28 protein-coding genes and 1 tRNA gene are annotated in these 25,655 nt (G+C 68.1%); 13 read left to right on the plus strand and 16 right to left on the minus strand.

Features of this window, described 5'->3' with window-relative positions:
• Positions 1-379 precede the first annotated feature (379 nt).
• The 5 genes from KZC57_RS16580 to KZC57_RS06790 all read left to right on the plus strand — a co-directional run bounded on the left by KZC57_RS16580 (position 380) and on the right by KZC57_RS06790 (position 4,424).
• Positions 380-880, plus strand: a complete 501-nt coding sequence (locus KZC57_RS16580; protein WP_374206610.1) for a DUF4365 domain-containing protein — start codon at positions 380-382, stop codon at positions 878-880.
• The gene (locus KZC57_RS06775) at positions 862-2,073 is read left to right on the plus strand and encodes a hypothetical protein (RefSeq protein ID WP_247641316.1); all 1,212 of its coding nucleotides are present in this window, start codon (positions 862-864) and stop codon (positions 2,071-2,073) included. The genes KZC57_RS16580 and KZC57_RS06775 overlap by 19 nt, the downstream gene beginning before the upstream one ends.
• A 9-nt stretch (positions 2,074-2,082) precedes the next feature.
• The gene (locus KZC57_RS06780) at positions 2,083-2,616 is read left to right on the plus strand and encodes a hypothetical protein (RefSeq protein WP_247641317.1); all 534 of its coding nucleotides are present in this window, start codon (positions 2,083-2,085) and stop codon (positions 2,614-2,616) included.
• Positions 2,617-3,333: 717 nt separating this feature from the next.
• A complete protein-coding gene (locus KZC57_RS06785; protein ID WP_247641318.1) occupies positions 3,334-3,774 on the plus strand; it encodes a helix-turn-helix domain-containing protein in 441 nt (146 codons plus the stop codon).
• Positions 3,775-3,791: 17 nt separating this feature from the next.
• Positions 3,792-4,424, plus strand: a complete 633-nt coding sequence (locus tag KZC57_RS06790; protein ID WP_247641319.1) for a hypothetical protein — start codon at positions 3,792-3,794, stop codon at positions 4,422-4,424.
• Positions 4,425-4,610: 186 nt separating this feature from the next.
• Here KZC57_RS06790 and KZC57_RS06795 read toward each other — a convergent pair whose 3' ends face one another.
• Positions 4,611-4,763, minus strand: coding sequence for a hypothetical protein (locus KZC57_RS06795; protein ID WP_247641320.1), 153 nt, complete (start codon positions 4,761-4,763; stop codon positions 4,611-4,613).
• A 44-nt stretch (positions 4,764-4,807) separates the two neighbouring features.
• Positions 4,808-5,011 carry a hypothetical protein gene (locus KZC57_RS06800; protein ID WP_247641321.1) on the minus strand — a complete coding sequence of 68 codons (204 nt, stop codon included), beginning with the start codon at positions 5,009-5,011 and terminating at the stop codon, positions 4,808-4,810.
• Positions 5,012-5,066: 55 nt separating this feature from the next.
• Between KZC57_RS06800 and KZC57_RS06805 the strand changes: the two genes are divergently transcribed.
• The 3 genes from KZC57_RS06805 to KZC57_RS06815 all read left to right on the plus strand — a co-directional run bounded on the left by KZC57_RS06805 (position 5,067) and on the right by KZC57_RS06815 (position 7,810).
• Complete coding sequence (locus KZC57_RS06805; protein WP_247641322.1) at positions 5,067-6,239, plus strand: tyrosine-type recombinase/integrase; 1,173 nt, start codon at positions 5,067-5,069, stop codon at positions 6,237-6,239.
• 10 nt (positions 6,240-6,249) lie between these two features.
• Positions 6,250-6,597, plus strand: a complete 348-nt coding sequence (locus KZC57_RS06810) for a helix-turn-helix domain-containing protein (protein WP_247641323.1) — start codon at positions 6,250-6,252, stop codon at positions 6,595-6,597.
• Between the two features lie 580 nt (positions 6,598-7,177).
• Positions 7,178-7,810 carry a GntR family transcriptional regulator gene (locus KZC57_RS06815; protein WP_247641324.1) on the plus strand — a complete coding sequence of 211 codons (633 nt, stop codon included), beginning with the start codon at positions 7,178-7,180 and terminating at the stop codon, positions 7,808-7,810.
• Here the strand turns inward: KZC57_RS06815 and KZC57_RS06820 are convergent.
• From KZC57_RS06820 to KZC57_RS06845, 6 genes are read right to left on the minus strand one after another with little or no spacing between them, the layout of a single operon-like run.
• Complete coding sequence (locus KZC57_RS06820; RefSeq protein ID WP_247641325.1) at positions 7,801-8,811, minus strand: alpha/beta hydrolase; 1,011 nt, start codon at positions 8,809-8,811, stop codon at positions 7,801-7,803. The two genes, KZC57_RS06815 and KZC57_RS06820, sit on opposite strands and share 10 nt — an antisense overlap.
• A gap of 36 nt (positions 8,812-8,847) precedes the next feature.
• Positions 8,848-9,879 (minus strand): hypothetical protein, encoded by a 1,032-nt coding sequence (locus KZC57_RS06825; protein WP_247641326.1) that lies wholly within the window; start codon positions 9,877-9,879, stop codon positions 8,848-8,850.
• A gap of 59 nt (positions 9,880-9,938) precedes the next feature.
• A complete protein-coding gene (locus KZC57_RS06830) occupies positions 9,939-11,312 on the minus strand; it encodes an FAD-dependent oxidoreductase (protein ID WP_025102425.1) in 1,374 nt (457 codons plus the stop codon).
• A 58-nt stretch (positions 11,313-11,370) separates the two neighbouring features.
• Positions 11,371-12,432, minus strand: coding sequence for a polyprenyl synthetase family protein (locus KZC57_RS06835; protein WP_247641327.1), 1,062 nt, complete (start codon positions 12,430-12,432; stop codon positions 11,371-11,373).
• Between the two features lie 43 nt (positions 12,433-12,475).
• Positions 12,476-13,195 (minus strand): class I SAM-dependent methyltransferase, encoded by a 720-nt coding sequence (locus KZC57_RS06840; RefSeq protein WP_025102427.1) that lies wholly within the window; start codon positions 13,193-13,195, stop codon positions 12,476-12,478.
• Complete coding sequence (locus KZC57_RS06845; RefSeq protein ID WP_025102428.1) at positions 13,192-13,755, minus strand: DUF402 domain-containing protein; 564 nt, start codon at positions 13,753-13,755, stop codon at positions 13,192-13,194. The genes KZC57_RS06840 and KZC57_RS06845 overlap by 4 nt, the downstream gene beginning before the upstream one ends.
• A 35-nt stretch (positions 13,756-13,790) precedes the next feature.
• Here KZC57_RS06845 and KZC57_RS06850 point away from each other — a divergent pair, with 35 nt between their 5' ends.
• Positions 13,791-15,044 (plus strand): chorismate-binding protein, encoded by a 1,254-nt coding sequence (locus tag KZC57_RS06850; RefSeq protein WP_247641328.1) that lies wholly within the window; start codon positions 13,791-13,793, stop codon positions 15,042-15,044.
• A gap of 12 nt (positions 15,045-15,056) precedes the next feature.
• On the opposite strand, the gene KZC57_RS06855 is transcribed toward KZC57_RS06850, so the two are convergent.
• The 3 genes from KZC57_RS06855 to KZC57_RS06865 are packed head-to-tail and all read right to left on the minus strand — an operon-like array spanning position 15,057 to position 17,930.
• Complete coding sequence (locus tag KZC57_RS06855) at positions 15,057-15,899, minus strand: polyphosphate kinase 2 family protein (RefSeq protein WP_247641329.1); 843 nt, start codon at positions 15,897-15,899, stop codon at positions 15,057-15,059.
• A gap of 16 nt (positions 15,900-15,915) precedes the next feature.
• Positions 15,916-17,565: a 2-succinyl-5-enolpyruvyl-6-hydroxy-3-cyclohexene-1-carboxylic-acid synthase gene (gene menD, locus KZC57_RS06860; RefSeq protein WP_247641611.1), complete on the minus strand. Its 1,650-nt coding sequence runs from the start codon at positions 17,563-17,565 to the stop codon at positions 15,916-15,918.
• A gap of 14 nt (positions 17,566-17,579) precedes the next feature.
• Positions 17,580-17,930, minus strand: a complete 351-nt coding sequence (locus KZC57_RS06865) for a PLD nuclease N-terminal domain-containing protein (protein ID WP_025102432.1) — start codon at positions 17,928-17,930, stop codon at positions 17,580-17,582.
• 74 nt (positions 17,931-18,004) lie between these two features.
• Here KZC57_RS06865 and KZC57_RS06870 point away from each other — a divergent pair, with 74 nt between their 5' ends.
• The 3 genes from KZC57_RS06870 (at position 18,005) to KZC57_RS06880 (ending at position 21,264) form a co-directional block, all read left to right on the plus strand.
• Positions 18,005-18,424 carry a hypothetical protein gene (locus KZC57_RS06870; protein ID WP_247641330.1) on the plus strand — a complete coding sequence of 140 codons (420 nt, stop codon included), beginning with the start codon at positions 18,005-18,007 and terminating at the stop codon, positions 18,422-18,424.
• 64 nt (positions 18,425-18,488) lie between these two features.
• Positions 18,489-19,142, plus strand: coding sequence for a thioredoxin domain-containing protein (locus KZC57_RS06875; protein WP_247641331.1), 654 nt, complete (start codon positions 18,489-18,491; stop codon positions 19,140-19,142).
• Between the two features lie 49 nt (positions 19,143-19,191).
• Positions 19,192-21,264, plus strand: a complete 2,073-nt coding sequence (locus KZC57_RS06880) for a bifunctional lysylphosphatidylglycerol flippase/synthetase MprF (protein WP_247641332.1) — start codon at positions 19,192-19,194, stop codon at positions 21,262-21,264.
• A gap of 38 nt (positions 21,265-21,302) precedes the next feature.
• On the opposite strand, the gene KZC57_RS06885 is transcribed toward KZC57_RS06880, so the two are convergent.
• Positions 21,303-22,577 (minus strand): MFS transporter, encoded by a 1,275-nt coding sequence (locus KZC57_RS06885; RefSeq protein ID WP_247641333.1) that lies wholly within the window; start codon positions 22,575-22,577, stop codon positions 21,303-21,305.
• Between the two features lie 70 nt (positions 22,578-22,647).
• On the opposite strand from KZC57_RS06885, the gene KZC57_RS06890 reads away from it, so the two are divergent.
• The gene (locus KZC57_RS06890) at positions 22,648-23,313 is read left to right on the plus strand and encodes a TetR/AcrR family transcriptional regulator (RefSeq protein WP_247641334.1); all 666 of its coding nucleotides are present in this window, start codon (positions 22,648-22,650) and stop codon (positions 23,311-23,313) included.
• Here KZC57_RS06890 and arfB read toward each other — a convergent pair.
• The 4 genes from arfB to KZC57_RS06910 form a co-directional block, all read right to left on the minus strand.
• Positions 23,279-23,719, minus strand: a complete 441-nt coding sequence (gene arfB / locus KZC57_RS06895; RefSeq protein WP_247641335.1) for an alternative ribosome rescue aminoacyl-tRNA hydrolase ArfB — start codon at positions 23,717-23,719, stop codon at positions 23,279-23,281. The two genes, KZC57_RS06890 and arfB, sit on opposite strands and share 35 nt — an antisense overlap.
• 158 nt (positions 23,720-23,877) lie before the next feature.
• Positions 23,878-24,810 (minus strand): hypothetical protein, encoded by a 933-nt coding sequence (locus KZC57_RS06900; RefSeq protein ID WP_247641336.1) that lies wholly within the window; start codon positions 24,808-24,810, stop codon positions 23,878-23,880.
• Positions 24,810-25,370 (minus strand): hypothetical protein, encoded by a 561-nt coding sequence (locus KZC57_RS06905; protein ID WP_247641337.1) that lies wholly within the window; start codon positions 25,368-25,370, stop codon positions 24,810-24,812. Before KZC57_RS06905 ends, KZC57_RS06900 begins: the two co-directional genes overlap by 1 nt.
• A 114-nt stretch (positions 25,371-25,484) precedes the next feature.
• Positions 25,485-25,560: transfer RNA gene (locus tag KZC57_RS06910), tRNA-Met, on the minus strand.
• Positions 25,561-25,655 lie beyond the last annotated feature (95 nt).

The raw sequence follows: 25,655 nt of genomic DNA on the forward strand, positions 1-25,655 counted from the left end.
ACCGTGAGATCGCGTGGATCATGTGGAACTACTACCTGCAGTCCGGTCGCGGACGCGCACTACGCCCACCAATCGACAAGTTGTTCGCGTGGGTTTAAGGGCAACCCCAGCGGCCTCAATGCGAGTGCTCCACCGGACACCCCGTCTGATGGAGCACTCGCGCCGGTCATCTAGCCGGGTAGCCAAGGCGTTCGGACCGCCTCGGGTCTGGAAGCGATCAGCGGATGAGCGCTGAAGCAACAGCGACGTGTGACCGAGAGCTCTGGCTAGAGGGGGGAGGGCTCGGCGTGTGCTTTAATGAGCGCATGCGCGGGGGAAACGATCGATGACGATCGTCGATTCACATGTCTTGCCGACCGGTTCGATGCCGCTCAACGGCATGAAGGAGGAACTGAGCAAGGCGTACCTGCACGCGCTCGCTAGCGCTACTGGACTCGATGTCGGGTCGTGGGGCCAGGACTACGACGTCCGAGATGTGACACTGAGCTCATCCGTTGACTATGCGTCCCAAGGTGGAATGTACGGGCCAAAGATTGATGTACAGCTGAAGTGCACCGGGCAGGAGAGCGTTGCGGGTCCTAATACGATTGCCTGGTCGCTGGATGTGCGCTCGATCGAGAAAATGGCGCGCCTAAATCGATCCACCCCGGCCCTCTTTTGCGTGCTCACGACTAACGCTCGGGCTGAGCAGTGGCTGCACCACGACACAGACGGTCTCCTGTCGAGGAGCCATATGTATTGGATGTGGGGTAAGGATCTCCCCGCGGTCGCGCCCGGGAGTGCATCAGTGACTGTGCACATACCGCGCAGCAATGTTCTCACCCCCGCATCACTACTTGAGCTCATGGAGGAGGCGAGCAGATGGCAACCGACGTTCTAGGTTTCGGTGAGTATAGCGACGTTCTGACCGACTCCAACCTCGCTCAGTTTCTCGCTATTCAGCAGTGGTCGCTGAGGGCCGATCGGACGTTCGATCAGATTTGGCTCCCGAATGACGTTACGGAGGGGGTTCCTCCGATCCTGCTCCCTCGCGACCAGCGTCTCTCCGACTACTCGCGCCGGCTAGGAGAGGCGGTTCACTCCATAGCATCGGTTTTCGGCTGGCGCGTGTCCGACCTCGCGGAGCAGGTAGCAACGATCCATGCCGACCTCTTTTTTGTCCGAGTGGATCAGCATTCCTCAGACGGAACGATTCCGTTCAGCCAGGCAACGTCACTCCTGGAAAACATCGAGCAGCTGATCCGCTCTGCTGCGTTGACGGCGTGGAACCCTGCGTCCGCGGGGCGCGGGCGCGTTCCGAACACCGTAAAGGAGTTCCTGTCGGATGACGTGCGCATGGGTCATACGAAAAAGGGCAGCTTCATCATTACTGTCGCCGCCCGACTCGATACCGAAATGCCGTCGACAGGCATTGGTACGGCGGTGGCCCCTTCGGCCGAGGATGTCGCCCCGAGCTTTACGAGACGGGTCATGACTCAACTCGCTCGTGGAGTGGACGCTACTCAACGGTTCGCTAGGCGCGAGGACGACTTTGTTGACTTCGACGAGGCGCTCGGACGCGGCATGCGACTTCCCCTGGTACAAGCTCTCCACGATATGGGCGACGACGAAGGGGTACGATCGATCGATCTTTCCTTCGAATGGGCTGCTACGGAACCCCAACGCGAATCGGTGCCCGAGCGAATCACTATCGAACGGGGGACAATCGAGGAGCTTCCCTCCGTCGAGCGGCGGCTCTCGCAAAGGCACGAGCCTGAGCAAGTGACTCTCGTGGGACCGGTGACGGAGCTCAAACGCGGTAATGCACCTCAAACAGGCGAGCAGTCAGAGGGCGAAGTTGTCGTGCGAGCGGACGTCAATGGGCGATTGGGGCGAATCACTGTTCCGCTTGCCGGTGAGGACTATGACTGGGCGATCCGGGCACACGCTCAGCGGCTCCCGTTTACCGTCTCTGGCGAGCTCATCCGAAAGGGCAATGGCTGGAGGCTTGGCGAGCCCATCGAGGTAGATAGAGACTTCCTCAAGTTCCATGGACGTCAAGTCGAGCAGGACATCTTGCCGTCCACAGACTGAGGCGCCACCATGACTGACTTCTTGCCGGCGGTTGCGCTCGTACTTGTCACTGCGCTCTCAACGGGTGGAGTTACTCTTGCGTCGACCTGGCAGCAGAGCAAGATTGCCGATCGACGGAGAACTCGTGAGCGTGAGGATGCCCTTGCTGACATCCATGCGTCGAACAGCCGGGACCACGCTCTTCGCCTCCACGATGCGCTTGTGGACCTACACGAACTCGGGAGGGCTGAGAACAGGGCCGGACGTGAGCTTCCGTCCGGCGAGGCTATCCGCCCGTTTTCCTCGGTCGCGGGCCGCACCTACCTGCTAATCGAGGATGCGGACGTTCGGCGAGTGGTTGCGGACGGGCTCACGATCGTGTCCAGCCCTCACTCAAGAGACGTGACTCCTGCTGACTGGCGGGATGCCACCGCGACGACATCGTTCATCGTGGCCGCGTATCTTCGCGGCGAGCAACCACCTGCGAGATATGCGCTGAGGCTGGCCGAGCTTCGACGCCAATACCCGCTTCCTGACTCCAACGGTGCCATCACCCATCAGTAGCTTCCCCCGAGCACTCGTCAACGAACGAAGCCGGGTGAGGCAGGATCAGTCGTGATGTAGAGCGGGGAGGGCAGCTGCTTGACCGTGACCTAACCGCTCGGGTGTGGACGGGTCTGGGAGTGACCGTCGATGCTGTCCCAACGCAATCCACGGGTCAAGGGTCCGGAAGCGTTCTCAGGGCTGCGCAGAGGGTCGCCGTGTAGTCGTCCTCGAAGTAGCCAACCCATGTGCCCACGGCCTCAGCGAGAACGTCTGTGCGTTCGCCCGCAGTCGCCCTGAGCTCGTCCAGAACGGGCGTCGTATCAGTCGTGTACCTGTTGCGGGAACAGATGGCATCCAACTCAACACTGAGCTTCACGGTGGGGGCAGGCCTCTTGATTGCATACCGGATCATCCTTCCTCCGGCCAAGGTGGATCAGGCTAGCAACACTAGGACGCGTGATCTATGGCTTGAACCAGTGACCGCACGTAGCCGCACAGCTCAACCCGGCTGAGATAGACGGCCTGGACTGTCCCCCGGCGACTAGCCAGGATCGTAGGACTGTGCAATCTGCTACGACTAGTCGATCTTGCTGCCCTGCAGACAGTGGGGTTACACTTAATCTGAAACAAGCGCCAGTCGTCGAACGCTGAACTGACGCAGCCAATCAAGTGACCAATCAAGTAACCAATCAAGAAACCAATCAAGAAACCAGAAGAGTCAGGCTGAGTAGTCACATGGGAAACCTCACGCTCACCCCAGCGACAACGATCGACACCGAGATCCGCGAGGAAGCGCGCGAAACTATCGGCAAGCTTCACGACGCCGAGCCGCAATGCTTCGTTCTTCGGACTGCCCTTAGCGAGATACCGCTACCCGCGGACCTGTCCGGCTTCCTCATGGAAGTCCTCCAGCAGATCGCCTCGGGAGAGGCAGTAGGGGTTCAGAGCCTTCCGGAAGAGCTGACCACGACGACCGCCGCGCAGCGGCTCGGGGTTTCCCGGCCAACCCTGATGAAGATGATCAAGCGTGGCGAGCTTGAGGCGTATCGCGTGGGTAGCCACACCAGGCTCAAGACGTCGGTAGTTCTTGACTTCGCTCGATCTCGCCAAGAGGCACGCAAGGACGCCCTGGCGAAAATGCTAGACGATGGGTATCGGTACAGCGGAGAGGGCTAGGCGCTAGGCTGATCGCCATGTCCCCGCTGGTTTTTGTCGATGCAGATGTCCTGTATTCGGTGACCCTGCGAGGATGGTTCTTTAACCTCGCCCACGCTGGCAGTCACTTTTCTCCTGCGTTCGAGATCGTGGTCACCGAGGATGTCATCGCCGAGGCGGTTGCGCGTTGGCGCGACGACAACGCGCTGGCGCCCGGTGGGGTTGTCTCCGCAATGAGTGAGAACCTACGCACGTTGTGCACGGTGCTCAGGGACTACGACTGCGAGATCCCGTTCCCCGGGGGCGACGAGGGCGACATCCACGTCTACGCTGCGGCTCTAGAGGCTGGCGTGGGCTACCTCGTAACGAAGGACAAGGGATTCCACAACCTCTCCGACGACGTGAAGGACGACCTCCCTTTCGAGATCTATCACCCAGACGACTTCCTTGTCCTGGTCAACGCGCAGAGCTCAAGGAACGTCATGGAGGCCACCCGTGCCACGATGCGCCATGCGCTATCGAAGGAGCAGGAAGTAACCAGCATGGTCACCATGCTGCGCAAGAACGACTGCCCACGATTCGCAGATGTGGTCGAGAGGCACCTAGCCGTGCTCGCCGGCGCACGCCCAATCGAGTTCGACAAGCTCGACGATGCTCCCGTGGGCGCATAGGTCATCCCGTGGCGTCGCTGCCTCCCCTTCCCGGTCGCGCGGCGTTCCACGCGTCGACTGTCTCGACTGTCCATCCGCGTGTGCTGCCGATCATGGCGTCTGGTTCGGGGAGTTTGTAGCGGGAGAGTGTGCCGGTGAGGACGCCGATGCGTTCGGCGAACTCGGCGCGTGACAGGTATCGCTCCATCAGTCTTCCCGCTCGCGGATGATCGAGATGACGATGATTGCGGCTGCGATGACTGCGAGCAGTCCGGGCCAGAAGTTGCCGCTGGCGAATGACCAGGTGGCCGAGGCGAGGGCAAAGACGCCGGCCCCGTATTTGAGTGTGCTGTTGTTCATGGTGATCCATGGATACTGGAAGGTGGGGATTGGAGCTACTTGGTCTAGTTCCGATCCCCGTTCCCCGGAAGCAGGGTGACCTCGAGGTCGAAGGAGTCAACGGGAACATCCAGCGTTACGGCGATGAAGTCCCGTGCCATCACCGAGATTTCTGCTTCGGTGCGGGCCTGTGTCACCCCGTCCAGCTCGGGGATGCGGACGAACCAGAACTTTCCGTCGCGCTCCGCAGTGATTTCGTAGCTCTTCATGTTCGCCTCCAACCACACGCTAGCGTGAACACATCGCCGCTCGTAGTGTCCATGCATGACGAAGCGGCGAGCGCAGGGAACTGGAACGATCTTCCGAGACCAGAGGGGATATTGGACCGTCGTCCTCCCTCTTCCAAGTGTTGACGGCAAACGTAGACGGAAGAGCTACCGTTCCAAGAAGCGCGAAGTCGTACTTGCTCATCTGCGGGCATTCGAGAAGGCGCGTGGTGGGACTGACCTGCCCTCGCCGGACTCGTACCCCTCTGGCAGCGGGACAACCGTTGGCGAGTGGTTCGGCTACTGGCTTGCCGAGTGCGTCTACCCGCAGCTTCGACCCAAGACCGCAGACGGGTATAGATCCATCGCTAAAACGAGGATCGTCCCCGCTCTAGGCGCCGGCACTCCGCTCGCAGCCGTCCGGGCCGCTGACATACGGCGCATGCACCGCTGGATGCGGGACGAGTGCTCCCCGACCACAGTTCGCAACGCGCATGTCGTCGCCTCACGCGCCTTCGACGTCGCCGTCCGTGAAGAGGAGATCGAACGCAACCCCGTGCGTCTGGTTGAGCAGCCACGGCCGGCACGCCCACAACTCGACGTCCCCACCACGCAAGAGCTCCGTTACCTCCTCGAAGCGCTGAAAACGCGGCCGGACGGGCTCAAGTGGATGACGTACATCCTGACGGGTGCGCGCCGCGGTGAGGTCGTCGGACTCGAGGTAGGTCGAGTCGGCTCGCACCTCGATATCAGTTGGCAGATGCAAACACTCAGACGCGGCGACAACGGTCTACCCATCGCCCCACCGGATTTCGAGTACCGGCACCTGTACGGGGGCTTCTTCCTCACAAGGCCCAAGTCGAAAGCAGGCTGGCGCACGGTACCGCTCATCAACCCGTTACGGGACATGATGGAGCACCACCTGGCCACCATGGAGTCGAACCCATGGGGACTCGTCTTCACCCGCAAAGGCAGGCCCATCGATCCGAATATGGAGACACGGCTGTGGCCAGCCGTTCAACGGGAACTTCTCGGAGAAGATCGACGCGTCAGGCTGCACGACCTCAGACACGCCGCGGTCGACCTTCTCTACGCCGCAGACGTCCCGGAGGAGCTGATCGTCGAACTCGTCGGACACTCCACGCGCGCCATGACCCGCTCCTACAAGAGCCCCGCGCACCTCGACCGACTAACCCGAGCGATGACCGGCGTCGAGAATCTCCTAGCTTGAACGTCGGTACATGCAGACCCGGTTCGGTGGCAGTATCGTGCAGGCCATGAATTTCGACGAGGCGGTGGCGGGCGCCGTCAGAGCAGAACTAGCTCGAGCGAACAAGAAGCCCATCGATCTCGTCGCGGTGCTGGGTCTCAGCAAGCCGACTATCTACGGGCGCATGTCCGGCGCATACCCCTTCACGACAGCGGAGCTAGAGCAGGTCGCATCGTTCATCGGGATCACAGCGCAGGACATCATGCTCTCGGCATCGCTCTCAGAACGCTTCGGGACTGACCACCCGTTAGGGATCGTGCCGCTGTCCGCACCGAGGCCGGACGCATGGAGCCAGCCACGAGGTTCGTTCAGGCGTTGACGGCTTTCATGAATAATGCGATTCAGTCCGCACGGAGTCCGCAAAACCCGCCGATCTGACCAACATCGGCCAGCCACTGCCAACGCCAAATCCCGCGGAATCCCAGTGGACACGCTAGCCAGCAACGATCACCAACCAATCCGGCACTGTTCATCAACTACCGCTGACGCCATTCGCGTCGGAGGCGAGGGCTCGGGAGTCATCCCGGGCCCTTTCTTTTCCCCGGTCAACGCATACCGAGATATCGGTGTTCTTCGTCGAGACTGGAAGCGGTCGTGATTCGTCACGACTCCGACGCCATCCCCGTCCGACGCCCGATCGCCGCGGTGGATGCGCTTCGAGGATGCCACGCCGGCTCAGGGGAGGGAGCGGCGCGGGCCCCCGAAGCTCGCGTCGGCCTGGGGTCTGCCGACGTCGCACGCCGACCGGTCCCGGGTTCATGACAAGCCTCCCCGCCCGCTGCGCGCCCCCACGCGGATCGGCCCCCCGTGGAGGCATGACGGCAATCCTGCGACCGTCGCTCCCTCACCGCCCGGGAGTGGACGCCGGTCGCAGACCAAGAACGACCGGGGGCTGGGCCATGGGGCAGATCGAGTCGAAGAGCATCGGAGAGAACAAGCAGCTGCTGGCGGATGAGGTGTTCCACCACATCGGGCGGCTCATCACGGAGGGAGAGTTCGCCGAAGGCGACCGGATCCGGGACGTCGACGTGGCGGACGAGCTCCACGTCTCGCGGACGCCGGTTCGCGAAGCGCTCCAGCGCTTGGAGCGACTGGGACTGGTGACGATGTACCCGAGCCGGTACACGGAGGTGACGATGGTCACGCCGCAGGTGGTGGCCGAATCGCTGGAGTTCGCCGGCTACCAGGGCGGCATCACGGCGCGGATGGCGGTGCCGAGACTGAGCGCCATCCAACGGGAGCGCGTGCAGGATCTCATCGCACGGATGCAGGACTCGCTCACCGACGGGGCGTCGACGGCGCGGGCGCGGTGGGCCGTCTTCGCCTACCTCGCCGACCACAGCGGAAACCGCCAGCACCGGATGCTCATCGACGATGTCGCCGTCGCCGTGACCCGGAACCTGCGCGGGTGGGTCGTGCGTCCCGGCGATCGCGAGCGGATGCGACAGGTCTATGCGGGGTTCGCCGACGCGGTGCGCTCCGGCGACGGCGATGAGGCGGAGCGCCTCGCACGCGCGATGTACTACGTCTGAACGGCGCGCCAGCCGACGACCCAGCGGTGCAAGCGGCGGTACGCGTCCTCCCGGGCTTCATGTCGGGACAGGAACACGTCGTGCAGGGCGCCGTCGATCCGTTCGACGGTCACCGTGGAACCCAGCCGCAGGGCCGCGCGGGCGATGTCGTCGACGACGAGCACGGAGTCGGCGGAGGTCAGCTCCTCCGACCACCGGGTCGGCGGCACGAACCGCTTCGACAGCAGGACGCAGACCGGCGCCGCGATGTCGAGACCCGCGGCGACGGCCTTGTGCCCGGTGAGGATCGCGTTGAGCCACCCGGCGTACACGGCCATCGTCTGCACGGGACGCCAGGCGGTGTTGACCTCCATCGGGTCGTCGGGGTCGGCCACCTCCTGCTGCGCCCGGGTGTAGTAGCCGAGGTCGACCTGCGGCGCGACGTCGAGCGGCCGGATCCGTGCCTGGAACTCGACCATCGGGGCGATCGCGGCGCGCACGGGGGCGAACTGGAACTCGAGCCAGGGACTGTTCAGGATGAGGGCATCGGCCGCGCCGGGATGCCGGGCCGCCCACAGGCTCAGCGTCAGGCCGCCGGTCGAGTGTCCGAACAGGATCAGGCGTCGCCCGCTCTCCTCGCCGTCCTCGCCGTGCCCCATCGCGTCCAGGGCCGCGGCGATGTCCTCGTCGTAGGTGGACAGGTCGGTGATGTAGCCCGGGGTCTGGCCCTCGCGCAGGCTGCGCCCGTACTTGCGCAGGTCGAGGGCGAAGAAGCGGGCACCGCGAGCCGTCCAGAATCGGGCCAACCGCTTCTGGAAGAAGTAGTCCGACCACCCGTGGATGTAGAGCACGTCCACGCCCTCGAGCAACGGGCGACGGCGCCGGGCGCGCTCCCACCACGGAACCGGAGCCGTCAGAGCCCGCACGAGGGTGGCGACCACCGGACCCTGCTCGTCGCTGCCGAGGTCGAGGGTGAGCTGGGCGAACTCATCGCCGAGAACATCCGGAACCCACTCGGCCATGCGTCCTCCCCCTCGCGCCCAGGCTAGCCCACGGCGTCACTCGCCGCCCGGACGGGCGACGGCGAAGTCGTCCGCGATGGTGGCCGCGATCGGCGCGAGGTCGTCGATCCCCGACCCGTCGAACGTCGTGAGACGCAGCCAGTCCGCACCCACGCGAAGATCGAGCACCGGACGGCGGAGTTCGTCGACGCCGGTGCGGGCGGCATCCACGCCCTCGATCGCGATCTCCTCCCCGTCCTCGAGCTCGTCGAACGCCCACGCGCCACCGGGCAGCGTGGTGAGCATGATGTACCCCTGGGCCGCGTACTCGTCGTCCCCGGAGGCGTAGTAGCAGATCCGCGCACCGTTGCGCTCCTGGTAGACCTCGGCCGGGATGGACCATCCGCCGAACGCGTCGATCACGTGCACCTCGGCGTCGACCTGCTCTGCGAGCTCCGTCGCGGTGAGGAACCGCGTGCAGTCCACACCCTCGACCGCACTCTCCAGCACATCCACCTCACGCAGCGACGCCACGGCTGCGGCGCCGAGTCCGCGCAGGGCCTCCTCGAGCGTCGCGGTATCGTCAGGCCGCTTCTCCGGATCCACGACGGTCGCCGAGACCAGGACGTCGCCGTCGACCAGCTGGAAGAAGCAGTATCCGCCGCTCTCGCAGCGGGACTCCTCACCGTAGTACCCGCCGCGGGACTCCGCGCCCGTGATCGTCTCCTCGGCCCCGGGGAGGATCGTGACCTCCCAGTTGCGCTCCGCCGTCCCCGCCGAGCAGGCGATGCCGCCCGCCCGCTGGAACATGTGCTGCGCGGGACCGGGGTACCAGCTCGGTGACGACCACACACCCAGCGCCTCCGCCACCTCACCCTCGACCTCGCCGGTGGAGCCCGACATCGCTTCGGCGACATCGGCGCAGTCCACATCGAAGGCCGGAGTGGGCGCTTGCGCCGACGCGGGAGTGGGCGCGACCGTGGCGGCGGCCGTCGGAGTGCCGGTGGGCTTCACCTCGGGTTCGGGCGCACAGCCGGGCAGCAGGAGCACGGCCACGGCGCCGAGGGCCAGGAGTGCACGAGGTCGCATGGCCTCAGCCTAGGGCTGCGGGACCCGGCGCCGGGAGCACGCCCCGGCGCCGAGACGACTCACTCGCCGCGGGAGACGCGCACCATCTCGTCGCGCGGGACGACCTTCACACGTGCACGCTCCTGCGGGGCGCCGAGGCTGATCTCGTGCTCGTCGAGGCGGTGCCAGCCGTCCAGATCGGTCCAGGCGACGCCGCGCTCGGCGAGCAGTGCCGGGATGGCCTCCTCGGACGGGTCCTCCGGGTGCCACCACGAGCCCTGGTCGTTGATGAGGTGACGGACGGTCTCCATGGCATCGGACTTCGTGTGGCCGATGAGCCCGACCGGGCCGCGCTTGATCCACCCCGTGGCGTACACGCCGGGGACACGGTCGTTGGAGTCCTTCGCGAGCACCTGGCCCTCGTGGTTCGGGATGACGCCGTGCTTCTTGTCGAAGGGGACCCCGGGCAGCGGCGAGCCGAAGTAGCCGATCGCGCGATACAGCGCCTGTACGGGCACCTCACGCAGCTCTCCGGTGCCGACCGCGCCACCCTGACCGTCCGGCTGGGTGCGCTCGTATACGAGAGCGGCGACACGGCCGTTCTCGTCGGTGCGCACCTCGACCGGGCGCGCCCAGAAGTGCAGGTGCAGGCGGCGCGAGGCGGTGCCGCCGGCGTTGTTGACGGAGTCGCGCTTGCGCCACGACTGCAGGATGCGGTCGATGACCATGACCTGCTTGTTGCTCGCGACCGCGTCCTTCGAGGCCTCGTCGTAGTCGAAGTCCTCGTCGTAGACGACCATGTCGACGTCGCGCAGCTCCCCCAGCTCGCGGAGCTCCAGCGGCGTGAACTTCACCTGGGCCGGGCCGCGGCGGCCGAATACGTGCACGTCCGTGACGGCGCTCGCCTTGAGTCCCTCGTACACGTTCTCGGGGACCTCGGTGACGAGAAGGTCCTCCGCATGCTTCGCGAGCATGCGGGAGACGTCGAGAGCGACGTTGCCGTTGCCGAGGACCGCCACCGAGGCGGCGTCCAGCGGCCATTCCCGCGGCACGTCGGGGTGGCCGTCGAACCAGCTCACGTAGTCGGCGGCGCCGTAGGAGCCCACCGCGTCGATGCCGGGGATGTCCAGCGACGTGTCACGGATCGCCCCGGTGGCGAAGATGACCGCGTTGTAGTGCTTCTTGAGGTCGTCGAGCGTGATGTCCTCGCCGAAGCGGACGTTGCCGAAGAGGCGGATGTCGCCACGGTCGAGCACGTCGCGCAGGGCGGTGATGATGCCCTTGATGCGGGGGTGGTCGGGGGCGACGCCGTACCGGACGAGCCCGTACGGGGCCGGAAGCTGCTCGAACAGGTCGATGGACACGTCGAACTTGCGCTCGGCCTTCAGCAGGATGTCCGCGGCGTAGATGCCCGCGGGGCCTGCGCCGACGATGGCCAGTCTCAGCTTGGTCATAGAGGTCCTTTCGTGTGCCGTCGCGGCAGACACCCGGGCCCGGGGCCCGTGCACGGTGTCAGCTGGAGCGCTCGGCGAGGGTCTCGGCGAATCGGGTGAGCGCTTCGCGCACGGTGCCGCGCGGAAGTGCGGTGAGGGCGTCGATCGCCTCCTGCGTCCACGCGTGGGCGAGCTCGAGGGTCTTCTGGGTGACGGCGTGGTCGCGGAGTTCGTCCAGCGGTCCGTCGAGGATCGCCGGGTCGGCGCCGTCGGCGATGAGGGCCACGCCGTCGTCGATGCGGGCGGCGAGGTCGGCCGCGGCGTCGTCGTCCTCCGCCTTGAGCAGGAGGTACGGCATGGTCGGGACACCCGCGCGCAGGTCGGTGCCCGGGACCTTGCCCGTCTCCTCGGGCTTGGCCGACAGGTCGATCACGTCGTCGAGGAGCTGGAAGGCGACGCCGATCTTCTCGCCGTAGACGCGCAGCGGCTCCTCGTACTCCGCGGGGGCGTTCGAGAAGATCACGCCGCCCTGGGTGGCCGCGGCGATCAGCGAACCGGTCTTGTCCGCGAGCACCTGGATGTAGAACGCGATCGGGTCGTCCTCCGGCTGCGGACCGAGGGTCTCGTGCATCTGCCCGAGGACCAGGCGTTCGAACGTGTCGGCCTGGAGCCGGATGGCCCGCTCGCCGAGCCGTGACATGAGCTGGCTGGCGCGCGAGAAGAGGATGTCGCCGGTGAGGATGGCGATGTTGTTGCCCCACACCGTCTGCGCGGCGGGGACACCGCGGCGGCGGTCGGCGCCGTCCATGACGTCGTCGTGGTAGAGCGAGCCGAGGTGCGTGATCTCCAGCGCCTTCGCGACGTCGATCACCTCTCGGGTGTTGCCGTCGCCGAGCTGCGCCGCGAGCAGCGTGAGTACGGGGCGGATGCGCTTGCCGCCGGCCTCGTACAGATAGCGGCTGGCGGCGTCGGCGAGGGGGTCGGCGACACGCACGTCGTCCGCGAGCCCGGTCTCGACCAGCTCCAGTCCGTCCTCGATGGTGCGGGCGATGCGACGCGCGGCGGGACCGACGAAGACGCGATCGCTGAAGCCGAGACGGCTCGCGAGTCGCGAACCCGGGGCGCTGGGGCTCGAAGTCACGCTCCCAGCCTACCTGCGTCGGGTGCCGCCGTTCGCGCCGTGCTCACGCGGGCTTGCGCGCCCGGTGCAGGGCCACGATGCCGAAGGTGAGGTTGCGGTAGGCGACGTCCTGCCAGCCGGCCTCCCTGATCCATGCGGACAGCCGCTTCTGGTCGGGCCAGTCGCGGATCGACTCGTTCAGATAGTCGTAGGCGTCGCCGTTCGTTCCGGCGACCCGGGCCACGCGCGGGAGCACCTGCGCGTTGTAGAACCGGTAGGCCCCGCGGAAGAGCTTGCCCGGAGGGGTGGAGAACTCGTTGATGACGAGGCGGCCGCCCGGCTTGGTCACCCGGTAGAGCTCGCGCAGCGCTTTCTTCGGGTCGTTCACGTTGCGCAGGGCGTACGACATCGTCACCGCGTCGAACTCGTCGTCCGCGAACGGCAGGGCGGTGGCATCCGCCTGCACGAACGAGAGGTTGCGCATCGCTCCGTGGCGGCGCTGGCCCTCGGCGAGCATGCCGGGCGAGAAGTCCGCTGCGACGACCTGCGCGCCGCTGCGGGCGAGGGAGGCGGAGGAGGACGCCGTGCCCGCGCCGAGGTCGAGGATGCGCTCCCCCGGCTTCGGGGCGACGGCGCGGGTGGTCGCGGCCCGCCAGAGCGCGTCGTTGCCGAACGTCATCGCGGTGTTCGTGCGGTCGTACCCGGCGGCGACCTGGTCGAACATGCCGCTGACGCGGGCGGGGTCCTTGCCGAGATCGGCGCGGTTCTTGTCGTTCGCGGTCACGCGTCCAGTCTAGGCGCGAGGTCCAGCGCTTCGAGTCGGTCCAGCCAGGGATCGGCCGTGGCGTCGTCGAACGGCGCCGTGCGTTCCCTGACCCGCGTCTCGAGGTCGAGCGCCAGCTCCTCCAGATGCCGCATGACGGTGGCCGGGTAGCCGTAACGGGCGCTGTGCTCCGCCCATTCGTCGCGGTCGTCCACCCAGGTGCCGCGCTCCCCCTCCACGCGGACGACGTCGAGGTCCATGTCGATCCCGGTCGCGAGCAGCGGGTCGTCCGCCCACCGCACGTCCCACCCGAGGTCGATGTAGACGCGCATCCCCCGGGGGTGGCGGCGATTGACGGTGAGCGCGAAGTCGGCGCTCGGCGGGACGAGGGTGACGTTCGGCGTGGCGGCGTGGAACTCGGCTCCCGGGCGGGCGCTGTGCCAGCCGGCGGGCTGCCCCACCCAGTCGCCCCACCGGTCGGCACCGAGGTACACGCACTCGTGGCGCCAGTGCGGCGACCCGTCCCACTTGCGCCACTGGAAGATCATCTCGGCACCGGCTGCGGGACGCGCATCGCTCATCCGCCCACCCTACGTCCGCGGAATAGGCTGGAGTCGTGCAGCACACCCCCCTGGTCGTGGAGACCCGAGAGATCGATCCGGTCGAAGACCTCCTCTCCTTCGCGGACCCCGCCCGCCCGCTCGCCTGGTTCCGCCGCGGCGACGGGATCGTGGCCGTGGGTGAGCCGTTCGCCGAGCTCCGCCCGTCGGCCGAGGAGGGGCGCACCCGCGCCGAGACCCTCGCGACGCTCTGGCAGGGTCTCGCGGCGGCGGCCGCGGTCTCCGACCCGCTGCGACTCCCCGGAACCGGACTCGTCGCGTTCGGGGCCTTCACCTTCGACGAGGACTCGCGCGCCGACAGCGTGCTCGTCATCCCGTCGCGGATCCTCGGCCGCCATGGCGACCGCTTCTGGGAGACCCGCATCCGCCGGTCCGACGACGAGCGTGCGCCGGGTGCCGTCGAGCCCGCGGAGTACGGACCGCACTGGGCGGGGACCGTGGGCCCCGGAGCGCAGAGCCCCCAGGGCTACCAGGACGCCGTGCGGGGCGCGCTGGACCGCATCGCGGACGGCGAGCTCAGCAAGGTCGTCCTCGCCCGCGACCTCCAGGGCACCATCCCCGCGGGCTCCGACCTGCGGCGGCTCGTCCGCGCGCTCGCGACCGGGTACCCGGACACCTGGGTCTTCGCCGTGGACGGACTCATCGGCGCGAGCCCGGAGACCCTCGTCACGGTGCAGGACCGGACGGTGACCGCGCGCGTGCTCGCCGGGACGATCGGACGCGGGGCCGACGCCGACGCCGACACCGCCGCGTCCGCGCACCTCGCCTCCAGCACCAAGGACCTCGACGAGCACCAGTACGCCGTGCAGAGCGTGCTCGCATCCCTCCGCCCGTACACCAGGGCCCTCGCGGCGAGCGAGCAGCCCTTCCTCCTCAAGCTGCCCAACCTCTTCCACCTCGCGACCGATGTGGAGGGCGAGCTGGAGGACGGTCGTTCCGCCCTCGACCTCGTGCGCGCACTCCATCCGACCGCAGCCGTCGCCGGCACCCCGACACCGACGGCCATCGCCGCCATCCGGGAGCTCGAACCGTTCGACCGCGGGCGCTACGCCGGACCGGTCGGCTGGGTCGACGCGGACGGCAACGGCGAGTGGGCCATCGCCCTGCGGTGCGCGCAGTTCACGACGACGGACGACGCGATCGCGGTCACGGCCTACGCCGGGGCCGGGATCGTCTCCGGATCGGATCCGGAGAGCGAGCTCCTCGAGACACGCGTGAAGTTCCGCCCGCTCGTCGACGCGCTGGCCTGACGTCCGCCGCGGTCAGCTCGCGGCGAGGCGCTTCTTCTCGGCCTCGACGTCGAAGTCGGCGACCGGCCACTGCGGATCGATGTCCTCGAGGGCTGCGAGCAGCAGCTCCTGCACGGCCAGCCGCGCGTACCACTTCGCGTTCGCCGGCACGACGTACCAGGGCGCAGCCTCGGTGGACGTGCGATCGAAGACGGTCTGGTACGCCTCCATGTACTGCGGCCACAGCATCCGCTCGTCGACGTCGCCCGGGTTGTACTTCCAGTGCTTGTCCGGGCGCTCCAGGCGCTCCATCAGCCGCGCCTTCTGCTCCTCCGGGGAGATGTGCAGCATGACCTTGACGATGCGGACGCCGGAGGCCGCGGCGCGCTCCTCGAACGCGTTGATCGCGTCGTAGCGCCGCTCGATCTCGGCGGCGTCGGCGAGCTGCCGTACTCGTCCGATGAGCACGTCCTCGTAGTGCGAGCGGTCGAACACCCCGATGAACCCGGGCCACGGCAGTCTCTTCTCGACGCGCCACAGGAAGTCGTGCTGCCGCTCCTCCGCCGTCGGCGCCTTGAACGCGGCGAGCGCGACGCCCTGCGGATCGACGCCCCCGACCACGTGCCGGACGATGCCGCCCTTGCCTGCGGAGTCCATCGCCTGCAGGACGAGCAGCACCGCGTCCTGCGCCGTGCCCACCCGGCTCTCGGCGAACAGCCGTTCCTGCAGGTCGTTCAGGCGCTCGAGACCAGCGTCGAGGTCGGCCGTGCCGCGGGACTTGCCGTGGTCATAGCCGGGCTTGCTGTCGGGGTCGACCTCGGCGAGGCGGAAGCCGGGCCGCACCCGCAGGTTCTGCGTCCAGGTGTGCGCGTTCATACGCACATGATGCCAGTCACCGCGGCAGCGGCACCTCGATGATCTGGCGACCGCCGCGCGGCGTCGTCAGCGCCTGGTCGAGAGCGGTCCGCGTGGTGACCCGCTGATACTCCCAGCCGTAGGCGAGCGCGAGGTGCTCCAGGCGCACCCCGTGCGGGGTGTAGAACACGCGATCGAGGTGCGCGGCCGGCGCGGTGCCCGCCACCTCCAGGCCGTCGAAGATCGTGCCGCCGCCGTCGTTGCCGACGATGACCTGGAGGCGCGGCTCCGTCTCGTCGCTCGGGAACAGCAGCGCACCGACGTCGTGGAGGAACGCGAGGTCGCCGAGCAACACGCGGGTCACGCCGGGGGCCCCGGCGGCCTGACTGGCGACGGCGATACCCGTGGCGGTGGCGATCGTGCCGTCGATCCCGGCGAGTCCGCGGTTGGCGTGCACGGGGACCTTCTTGCCGCCGAGCACCTCGTCGGCGACGCGGACGAGGCGCGACGATCCGAAGACCAGACGGTCATGCGGCCAGGTGGCCCGCCACACCGCATCCACGAGGCGCTCCCGGTCGAGCGGGCGTCGCACCGCGTCGAGTTCCGCGCGCACGGCGTCACGACGGGCGGCGAAGTCGGTGGAGGAGAGCCCCTCGGTGTCCGGGGCGTTCTCGCTGAGATCCACGGCCTCATCGGCGGCGGCCCGCATCCACGCGCCGAGCCACTCCCGGTCGGTCTCCCCCTGGGCGACCGTGACGGCCGCGACGGCGCGCGTGCGGTGATTCAGATTCAGCTCCTCGCCGCCCCTGCGGACCGCGATCACCTCCACGTCCGCGCGGGACAGCAGCCGTGCGGCCTCGCGGCTGAGCGTCGGGTGTCCGAGCACGACCACCCGTTCGATGCGTCCGCCGAGGTCGTCGCGGGACAGCAGCCGGCGATACCCGTGCACCACCTGGCGTCCGAAGCGCGCCCCGCTGACGATCTCCGCGATGAGCGGCCACCCGCCGGCATGGGCGATCTCCTCCGCCGCGGCACCCGCATCGGCGCCCGCGAGGACCACTGTTCGCGGCCCGCGCTCCAGCGCGAACGCCTCCGGCTCCGGCAGGCGCGGCGCCTCCCCCGGCGTCAGCGTCCGTGTCGGCATCGCGCCCGACAGCGGTTCCCGGGACGGCAGGTTCAGGTGCACCGGGCCGGCGACGCCGGGAAGCCCGGACTCGGGTTCCGCCGCCCCGAGCGCGAGGGCGACCACGCGCGCGGCGAGGCCGTCCCACTCGCCGTCTCCGGGAACGGGCGCGTCGATCTGCGCCCGGACCCAGGGGTGGAACAGACCCTCCTGGATGGTCGCCTGATTCGCACCGACTCCCCGCAGCTCGGGAGGCCGATCGGCGGTGAGCAGCAGCAGCGGCACCCCGGAGTGGAAGGCCTCCATCGTGGCCGGGAGGAGGTTCGCGACAGCCGTGCCGCTGGTGCACACGAGCGCGACGGGGACCCGGGTCTCCCGTGCGATGCCCAGGGCGGTGAACCCGGCGACCCGCTCGTCGATCCGCACGTGCACGCGCAGCGCGCCCTCGTCGGCGAAGGCCGCCGCGGCGAGCGCGAGAGCCTGTGACCGCGAGCCGGGAGACAGCACGACATCACGGACGCCCTGAGCCACGAGGTCGGCGAACAGGGAGGCCGCGGCCTCCATCGCCGGCGACGACGTCACGGGCGCGGATCCGCGGCGGGCGGCTCGTCGGTCTCCTCGTCGAGCCGCGCGAGCTCCTCCTCGAGACGACGGATGCGGGCGTCCTGCTCCGCCTTGCTGATGCTGCGCAGGAACGCGGGGTCGTCGTCGGGAGCGACGGTGCGCGGCACGCCCTGGTCGTTCGCCCGGCGACGGCCGATGACGAACCAGAGGATCCCGCCGATGACGGGGATGAGGACGACGATGGCGACCCAGGCGGCCTTGGGCACGCCCCGGTGCCGCGTCGCCGGCTGCACGGCACAGTCGACGATGCTGTACACCCAGAACACGGCGGCAAGGAAGCCGCCGACGATCAGTAGTCTCGCCACCCCTCCAGTGTAGGCATGTCGGGGTCGGACGGGCCCGGGGCGGGCAAAGCGTCCGTTGCTAGACTGCGCGGGACATGCCGCCCCTCGCCCCCGTCCCGACGCCGCGAGCGCGCGCCGAGCGGGTCCTGCAGAGCCGGATCGTCATCGCCGTCGGCCTCGCGCTCCTGCTCGTCGTCGGCGCGTGGTCGGCCTCGCACGGGACGGCGGATGCGCACGCGACTCTGTGCCTCGCCCCGGGCGTCTCGCAGCCGGTCGACACCTCGGCGGCGGGACAGGTCGCCGAGGTCGCACCGGCGGATCCGGCCGCCGCGGCGGCGTGCGCGATGGCCGCCCTCTGCTGCGTCGCCCTCGTCCTCCTCTTCCGTCATCTGCGCACTCGCAGCGGGATCCGTCTCCGCGGCCTCCTGCCCCGGGTGACCGCTCCCCTCCGCGCCGGCCCCCGCCCGTTCCTGCCCGCGGTCTCGCTCATCCAGCTCTCCATCTCCCGCACCTGATCCGACGTCGGCTCCGGCCGCCTCCGCGGCACCCCTCGTCGTATCACCCGTGTTTGGAGACCCCATGAAAACCCCCGTCAAGGCGACCCTGATCGCCGTCGCCGTCGCCGTCGTGCTGCTCGTCGTCGGCATCGTCTATGCCCTCAGCCAGCAGCCCGCGCAGCCCGACCCCGAGGCCGGCGAGAAGCTGCCCACCGTCCGCACCGACTCCCACGTGCTCGACGAGGGCGGCCCCGACGCCATCACGGTCGTCGAGTTCCTCGACTTCGAGTGCGAGGCGTGCGGCGCGTTCTACCCGATCGTGGAGGAGCTGCGCGCCACGTACGAGGGCGACATCCGCTACGTGACCCGGTACTTCCCCCTGCCCGGACACGTGAACTCGACGCAGGCCGCTCTCGCCGCCGAGGCCGCCGCGCAGCAGGACCGCTACGAGGACATGTTCCACCGCCTGTTCGAGACGCAGGCCCAGTGGGGCGAGCAGTCGGCGGAGACGCCCGAGGTGTTCCGCGCGTTCGCCGAGGAGCTCGGGCTCGACATGGCCGCGTACGATGCCGCCGTCGCCGATCCGGCGACCCTCGCCCGTGTGCAGCAGGACAAGCGCGACGGCGAGCGGCTGGGCGTGAGCAGCACCCCGACCTTCTTCGTCGACGGCGAGAAGGTCGAGCTCGTCGAGTGGAACGACCTGGAGGACGCGATCGCGAAGGCCGTCGCCGAGTGATCCGGTCGGTGGGGTCGCCGTGCGGCGGCCCCACCTCTACGCTGAGCGCATGACCTCGGAGCGCCCCTCGTCGGCCCGCCTCCTGTTCGGGGCCCTGCGGACCACGCCGGCGACGCTGACGATGATCGGTCTCGTGCTGCTCACCGGCGTGATCTGGCAGGGGCTGTGGCGGCCGTTCGAGGACTCGGCCCTCTTCCCCGCCGTCGCCTACGGGCTGCCGAGCCTGGCCGAGGGCAAGTGGTGGACGCCGGTCACGGGGACGTTCTTCGTCAACCAGCCCTGGGTGTACCTCTTCACCATCGCCGGGTTCTGGGGTATGGGCTACCTTGAGCACCGCCGCGGCACCCGGGTCGCCCTCGCCTACTTCGCGGTCGGGCAGCTCTTCGCCATCTTCGCCACCGCTCTGTTCCTGTTGCTGGTGTCGCAGCTGCCGTGGGCGTGGGCGCAGACCCAGGCGCAGGCCCTCGACGTCGGGGCGTCCGGCGGCACCATGGCGTGCATCGCCGCCGCCGTCGGGCTGTTCCGTCCGCCCTGGCGGGTGCGCGCGTGGCTGGTGGTCCTCGGATTCGTCTTCGTCGCGATGATGTTCTGGGGAAAGCTCGCCGACCTGGAGCATCTGTTCGCGGTGCTGCTCATCCTCTTCGTCGACCGGAGCCTGCGCGTGCGGCGCACGACCGTCCGGGAGCAGCGGCTGATCGCCGTGATGGCGGTGCTCACGCTCGTGGCCATCGAGATCATCACGGTCCTCGTGCCGACCGACGGTCCGTTCGGCCCGACGGAACCGGCGTCCGGCGGCTTCATCGACACGGCGATCGATGTCGCGGTGATCCTGTTCATCGCGAACGGCCTGCGGCGCGGTCGCCGCTGGGCCTGGATGGTGGCCGTCATCCTCGGACCTCTCAACGTGCTGGCCGCCACCCTCGTGCTGGTCCTCATCATCCTCACGAGCGAAGCGCAGCTCGAGATGGTGATCGACGCCGAGACCGAGCTCACCCTCGCCACGGGCGTGCTCTGGGCGCTCGTGCTCGTCTACCTCATCGCGGTGCGCCGGGCCTTCCGCGCTCGCCGCTCGACCGGACTCGGCCGGCAGCCCGCCCCGACGACGGACGAGCTCCGCCGCGAACTGCGGGCGCACGGCGGGGGCACCCTGTCCTGGATGACGACGTGGGAGGGCAACGGCTACGCCCGCGTGGACGGCGGGATCGTGGCCTATCAGCGTCGCAACGGCGTCGCCCTGGCCCTCGCCGACCCGATCGGGCCGGCGGAGTCCCGTGCGGCGGCGGTGCGCGACTTCATCCGCACGGCCGAGGATGCCGGACTCGTGCCGTGCTTCTTCAGCGCGGACGAGGCCACGAGGGAGGCGGTCCCGGAGACCTGGCGCAGCCTCGTGGTGGCGGACGACACGATCGTCGACCTCCCTGGTCTCACCTTCACCGGCAAGCGGTGGCAACCGGTGCGCACCTCCCTCAACCGGGCGGGGCGGGAGCAGATGACCTTCCGACTCACCCACCTCACCGCGGAGACCTGGGGATTGCGGCAGCAGCTCCGCGCGATCTCTGAGGCGTGGGTCGGCGACAAGGACCTTCCGGAGATGCGGTTCACGCTGGGAACTCTGGAGGAGGCGGAGGACCCCGAGGTGCGACTCGCCCTCGCGATCGCTCCGAACGGCGACGTCGACGGCTTCCTCTCCTGGCTGCCCGTGTACGGGGAGGGCGGGGTGGTGCGCGGCTGGACCCTCGACCTCATGCGACGCCGCGAGGGCGGCTTCGGACCGGTGATGGAGTACCTGATCGGCGCCTCCGCCCAGCAGTTCTCGGAGGAGGGCGCCGAGATCATGTCGCTCTCCGGCGCTCCGCTCGCGCACGACTACCCGCCCGACGCGGGCGTGATCGCCGCGCTGAGCGAGCGCCTGGCCGACGCGCTCGAGCCCGTCTACGGCTTCCGCTCGCTGCACCGTTTCAAGGAGAAGTTCCACCCCCGCTACGAGACCCTCTACCTCCTCTTCCGCGACGAGAGCGACCTCACCCGTATCGGCGGAGCCCTCACCCGGGCCTTCCTCCCCGATGCCACGCTGCGGCAGTTCGCCGGGGCGGGGGTGGAGCTCGTCCGCGGGGAGCGCTGACCCCCGCGGACCCTCGACGCTGCACCGGCTCCTTGTGCTCAGACCCGCGCTTCGGCCACCTCGCCGGCCTCCTGCGCCTGCGGCTCACGCTTCGCGGTGTTCGCGATGTGCGCCCGCGCGACGACGAGCGCGGCGGCCACCATGATCCCGACGCCGAGCCAGTACGGCGCGGCATGGCTGACCGCGGTGTAGAGGGCCGCCGCGACCAACGGGGCGATCGTGCCGATCGCGGCGTTGAGGGACTGCGTGGCCCCTCCGAGCCAGCCCTGCTCGTCGTCGCCGACGGCGTTGGACATCGCGCCGTCCATCGCAGCCTGCGCCGCGCCCTGACCGGCGGCGAGCAGGAGCGCGCCGACGATGAAGAGCCACGGCTGGGCGAGCAGCGAGGCCACGACCGCGAGACCGGCGAGACCGATCGCCTGCGCGGTGATGGCGCTGACGATCACGCCGCGCTCCCCCATCCGCGGCAGCAGGATGCCGAGCAGCACACCCTGGATGAGGATGTCGATGATGCCGACCCCCGCCGTGAGCAGGCCGATCTGCGTCGGCCCCCACTGGATGGCGTCGAGGGCGAGCACGCTGAAGTTGTTCACGAAGAAGCCGAACGGCAGGGCGAGCAGTGCGAACGCGATCATCAGTCCGCGGAGCTCGGGCCGACCGAACGCGGTACGGAACACGCCGAACGGCTGGACGTCGCGGAGTGCGATCCGGGCGATGCGGTTCTCCGGCCGCAGGCTCTCCGGCAACAGGAAGATGCTGAGGACCGCGATCGTGAGGCCGACCGTCGCGGTGAGGAACACGGGCAGGCGCAGATCGATCGCGGCGAGCAAACCGCCGATGGCGGGTCCGATCATGGTGCCGATGCCGGTCAGCGCGCCGAGGAGGCCGAAGCGCTGCGCGCGCTTCTCGGGCGGCGTGATGTCAGCCAGATAGGCGAACAGGGCGGGAAGGTCTCCGGCCGTCAGCCCCTGGATGACACGGGCGAGCACGAGCACCCAGATCGCTCCGCCCACGCCGAACAGCGCCATCGAGAAGGCCGCACCGAACGCCGCGACGATGATGACGGGTCGTCGTCCGAACCGGTCGGAAAGCCGCCCGAGGAGCGGTGCGGCGAGGAAGGCGCACAGCCCGTTGACCGCTTCCAGCACGCCGACCCAGAGGGCGAGGTCGTGTTCATGCGCGACGTACTGCAGCACGACGAACGGCAGGACAGGGAGGACGACGGTCATGCCGATGACCGTGAGCATCGTCAGGACGACGAGCATGACCCAGGCGCGGCCGGCGCCACGAACGGGGAGATGAGGTGAAGTCATACCGAAAGTGTAGCGATACCAGTTTTAGTGTCAATACAGTTTCGATTCCGATGCGCGATAAGGTGGCCGCATGACGACGCCCTCGCCCCCGGGCCGCCGCGAGCGCAAGAAGGCCGCGACCCGCAAGAACATCTCCGACGTGGCCACCCGGATGTTCCTGGAGCGCGGGTTCGACAACGTGAGCATCCGCGAGGTCGCCGACGCCGCCGACGTCTCCCCCACCACCGTGTTCGCCCACTTTCCGCAGAAGGAGGCGCTCGTCTTCGACGAGGACGACGAGCAGCGCGATCGCCTCGTCGCGGCGGTGCGCGACCGGCCGACCGGCGTGACGATCAATCGGGCCATCCACGACTTCTACGCGGCCGAGGTCGGCGCCAACCTCGACGAGCACGGCGACGACGTGGCCCGCGTCTTCCTGCGCTTCCTCAACGAGACGCCGGCGCTTCGCGACTACGCGTCGAAGATGTGGCTGCGCCATGAGGATGCGCTCGCCGCGGCCATCGCCGACGAGCTCGGCATCCCGACCCCCACCCCCGAGGTCCGGGTGTACGCGCGGTTCGTCCTGCAGATGCAGATCCTCGTCACCGAGAGCGACGACCAGCAGGCGGTACTCGACGCCGGCTCCGCGCTCCTCGAACACGGCTGGGCCCCGATCGAGGAGCAGCTCACCGGCTCGCGGAGCGCACACACGGGTCCGGACGTCAGTCCTCGCGGGGGCGCCGCCGCAGGCTCTTGACGTCGGTGCGGCGGTGCTTCGCCGTCAGCCGCCGCTCCTTCGATCCCCGACTCGGCTTCGTCGCCCGTCGGGCCGGCGCCGGCGGACGTATCGCCTCCGCGACGAGCGCGGCGAGCCGTTCCCTGGCCGCTTCCCGATTGCGCAGCTGCGCGCGGTGCTCGGACGCGGCGATCGTCAGCACGCCGTCGACCAGTCGTCCGCGGAGCCGCTCCAGGATCCGCTCGCGCTGCGTCAGCGACAGGGCCCCCGAGTGCGCCGCGTCCCACACGAGCTCGACCCGGGAGTCCGTGGTGTTCACGCCCTGTCCGCCGGGCCCCGACGATCGGGAGAACCGCCAGGACAGCTCGGCCTCCGGGATCGTCAGACCCGCGGAGACCCGGAGTCCGGGGCGAGGGGCGGAAGGCATGCCTCCATCATCCGGGATGAGCGGCAGAGCACGGGACCGAGTGGACGCGACGGCGGGAGTCGAACCCGCAAGATGGGACACAATCGGCCTCACGCGCGGTCACAACATCACCGCATCCGGAATCACTTTCGATCACTAGTTGCGGAACGTCAACGACCCTAGCCGTCCAACAGCTCGGCGCTTGTGGCGTGGTAGCGGTATGACGTAGCGCCGGTCGCAACCTTCACCGACTCTGTCTCACTCGCCCTCACCCGCACTCGAGACTCAGCGAAGGAATTGAGTAGTACCGCAGTCACCTCGGCATCTGCCGTCATTGTGATACGACCGCGCTCCTCGTCGTCGAATCGATGCTTGTTGTCCGTGCCTAGGTTGTGCACCCGTCCGACCAAGTGGATCTCGTTTGTTCTGCTCGTCGCATCTTCAGCAAGGCCCCCAAGAAAGCGGGCGCCAGCGCGAGAGATCCTCGCCGCACGCGACATCCGTCCACTCGCCATCACGCCAACATCGATGTTCAAGCCGCTCTGGTCAAGCGCAGCGGCGAACTTCACAAGATGCCGCGCTGTGCGGGGCCCGTATTCTCGAAGGGCTTCCGCAACGTCGGCCGGACCATTCGTTCCGGTCGATACTGGCCGCTCGACCTTGTCAAACAAGCCAAAGATGCTGTCCAACGCGATGTCCAGGGTCGAGGTACCAGCACTGAAAAGTGGCTCGTCGTGTGCTGGGTGCAGCGTGAAAATCACTGAGCCTGGAAGAACTCGAGGGGCGAACCGCAGTTCAGTGGCCTGAAGGACCTCCGCGGGCAATGGCCCTCGCCTAGGAGACTCGTCCCGAAGGACCGCGCCAACCTCCGAGATGATCTCTTGGAGCTCCCCCAGGACTGTCGTGGCCTCGCGCACACCGATCTCGTGTAGGCCGGGAAGCTCACCTGTGAACCGGGCGCTCACCATATGGAACTTGTTGCCATGATCCTCGAGTAAACGTACTGCGGAAAGATGATTGACGCCGAACATGGTGTCAGCAACATCGTCATCGATCTCGTCGAGAAGTCGCGAGAGATCACCCGAAGTACGAGACGGATTGGTCTCGACCATCAGATCATCACCTCCACATACCCTCGAACCGGATCTGCATCTTCGATCACTGGCGGAGAATCTGACGTGGTGTGCGCGCGGTCTCTGCTCCACCAATCGTCCCACGCGCCCCTGAGAGGAAAGTAGTCTGCCCCGTCGGAACCGAGTCCAGCCCCTGCCCACGGCTGCGCGACCCGCTCCCGAACCATCATGAACCCGTCCACCGACAAGGCAAGCCTCTTGAAGCCGCCAGCTCGCAACAGCTTGCTGAGCTTTCCCCGCTTCGAGTTCGACAGGCTGTCGTATGCACTCCAGTTGAGGATGAACGTGACGTCGATGTCTGTCGGATCGATCTTCGCTGTCGTGAATCCGCCACCGATCCACACGCACTCGACCAGTTCATCACTGAACTCCTCGCGGAGAAACTGAACCGCGGAGAGGAAGTCCGCGAAGAGCTCTACCCTCGAACTTGACCCGCGAAACCGACTCGCGGTCACGAAGACTGCCTCGAACTCGGATAGGTCGCAGCTATGCCGGCCTAGTGGGAGCATTCCGGTCGATGCGAAAGCAGGGATGCTCATGGTGAGCACAGTAGCGCAGAGCAGGCTCCATCGCCGGTGGCGCGCCATGGACCCCCGTCCGGGCGGAAGGCATGCCTCCATCATCCGGGATGAGCGGCCGCGCAGGGGACCGAGTGGACGCGACGGCGGGAGTCGAACCCGCAACGCCTCCGGATATGAGCCGGGGCCCGGGACCGCCCGGATCGCCGCGATGGGGATGACGTTACCCGGCCGTGATCATCCCCGCCAGAACCGTTGCCTGGGATAACACCATGAGTCGCCGGATGACGGAGACGGCTAGCGTCG

It is taken from the genome of Microbacterium sp. KSW4-4 (genome assembly GCF_023091185.1).
In the GTDB taxonomy this organism is placed as follows: Bacteria; Actinomycetota; Actinomycetes; order Actinomycetales; family Microbacteriaceae; genus Microbacterium; species Microbacterium paraoxydans.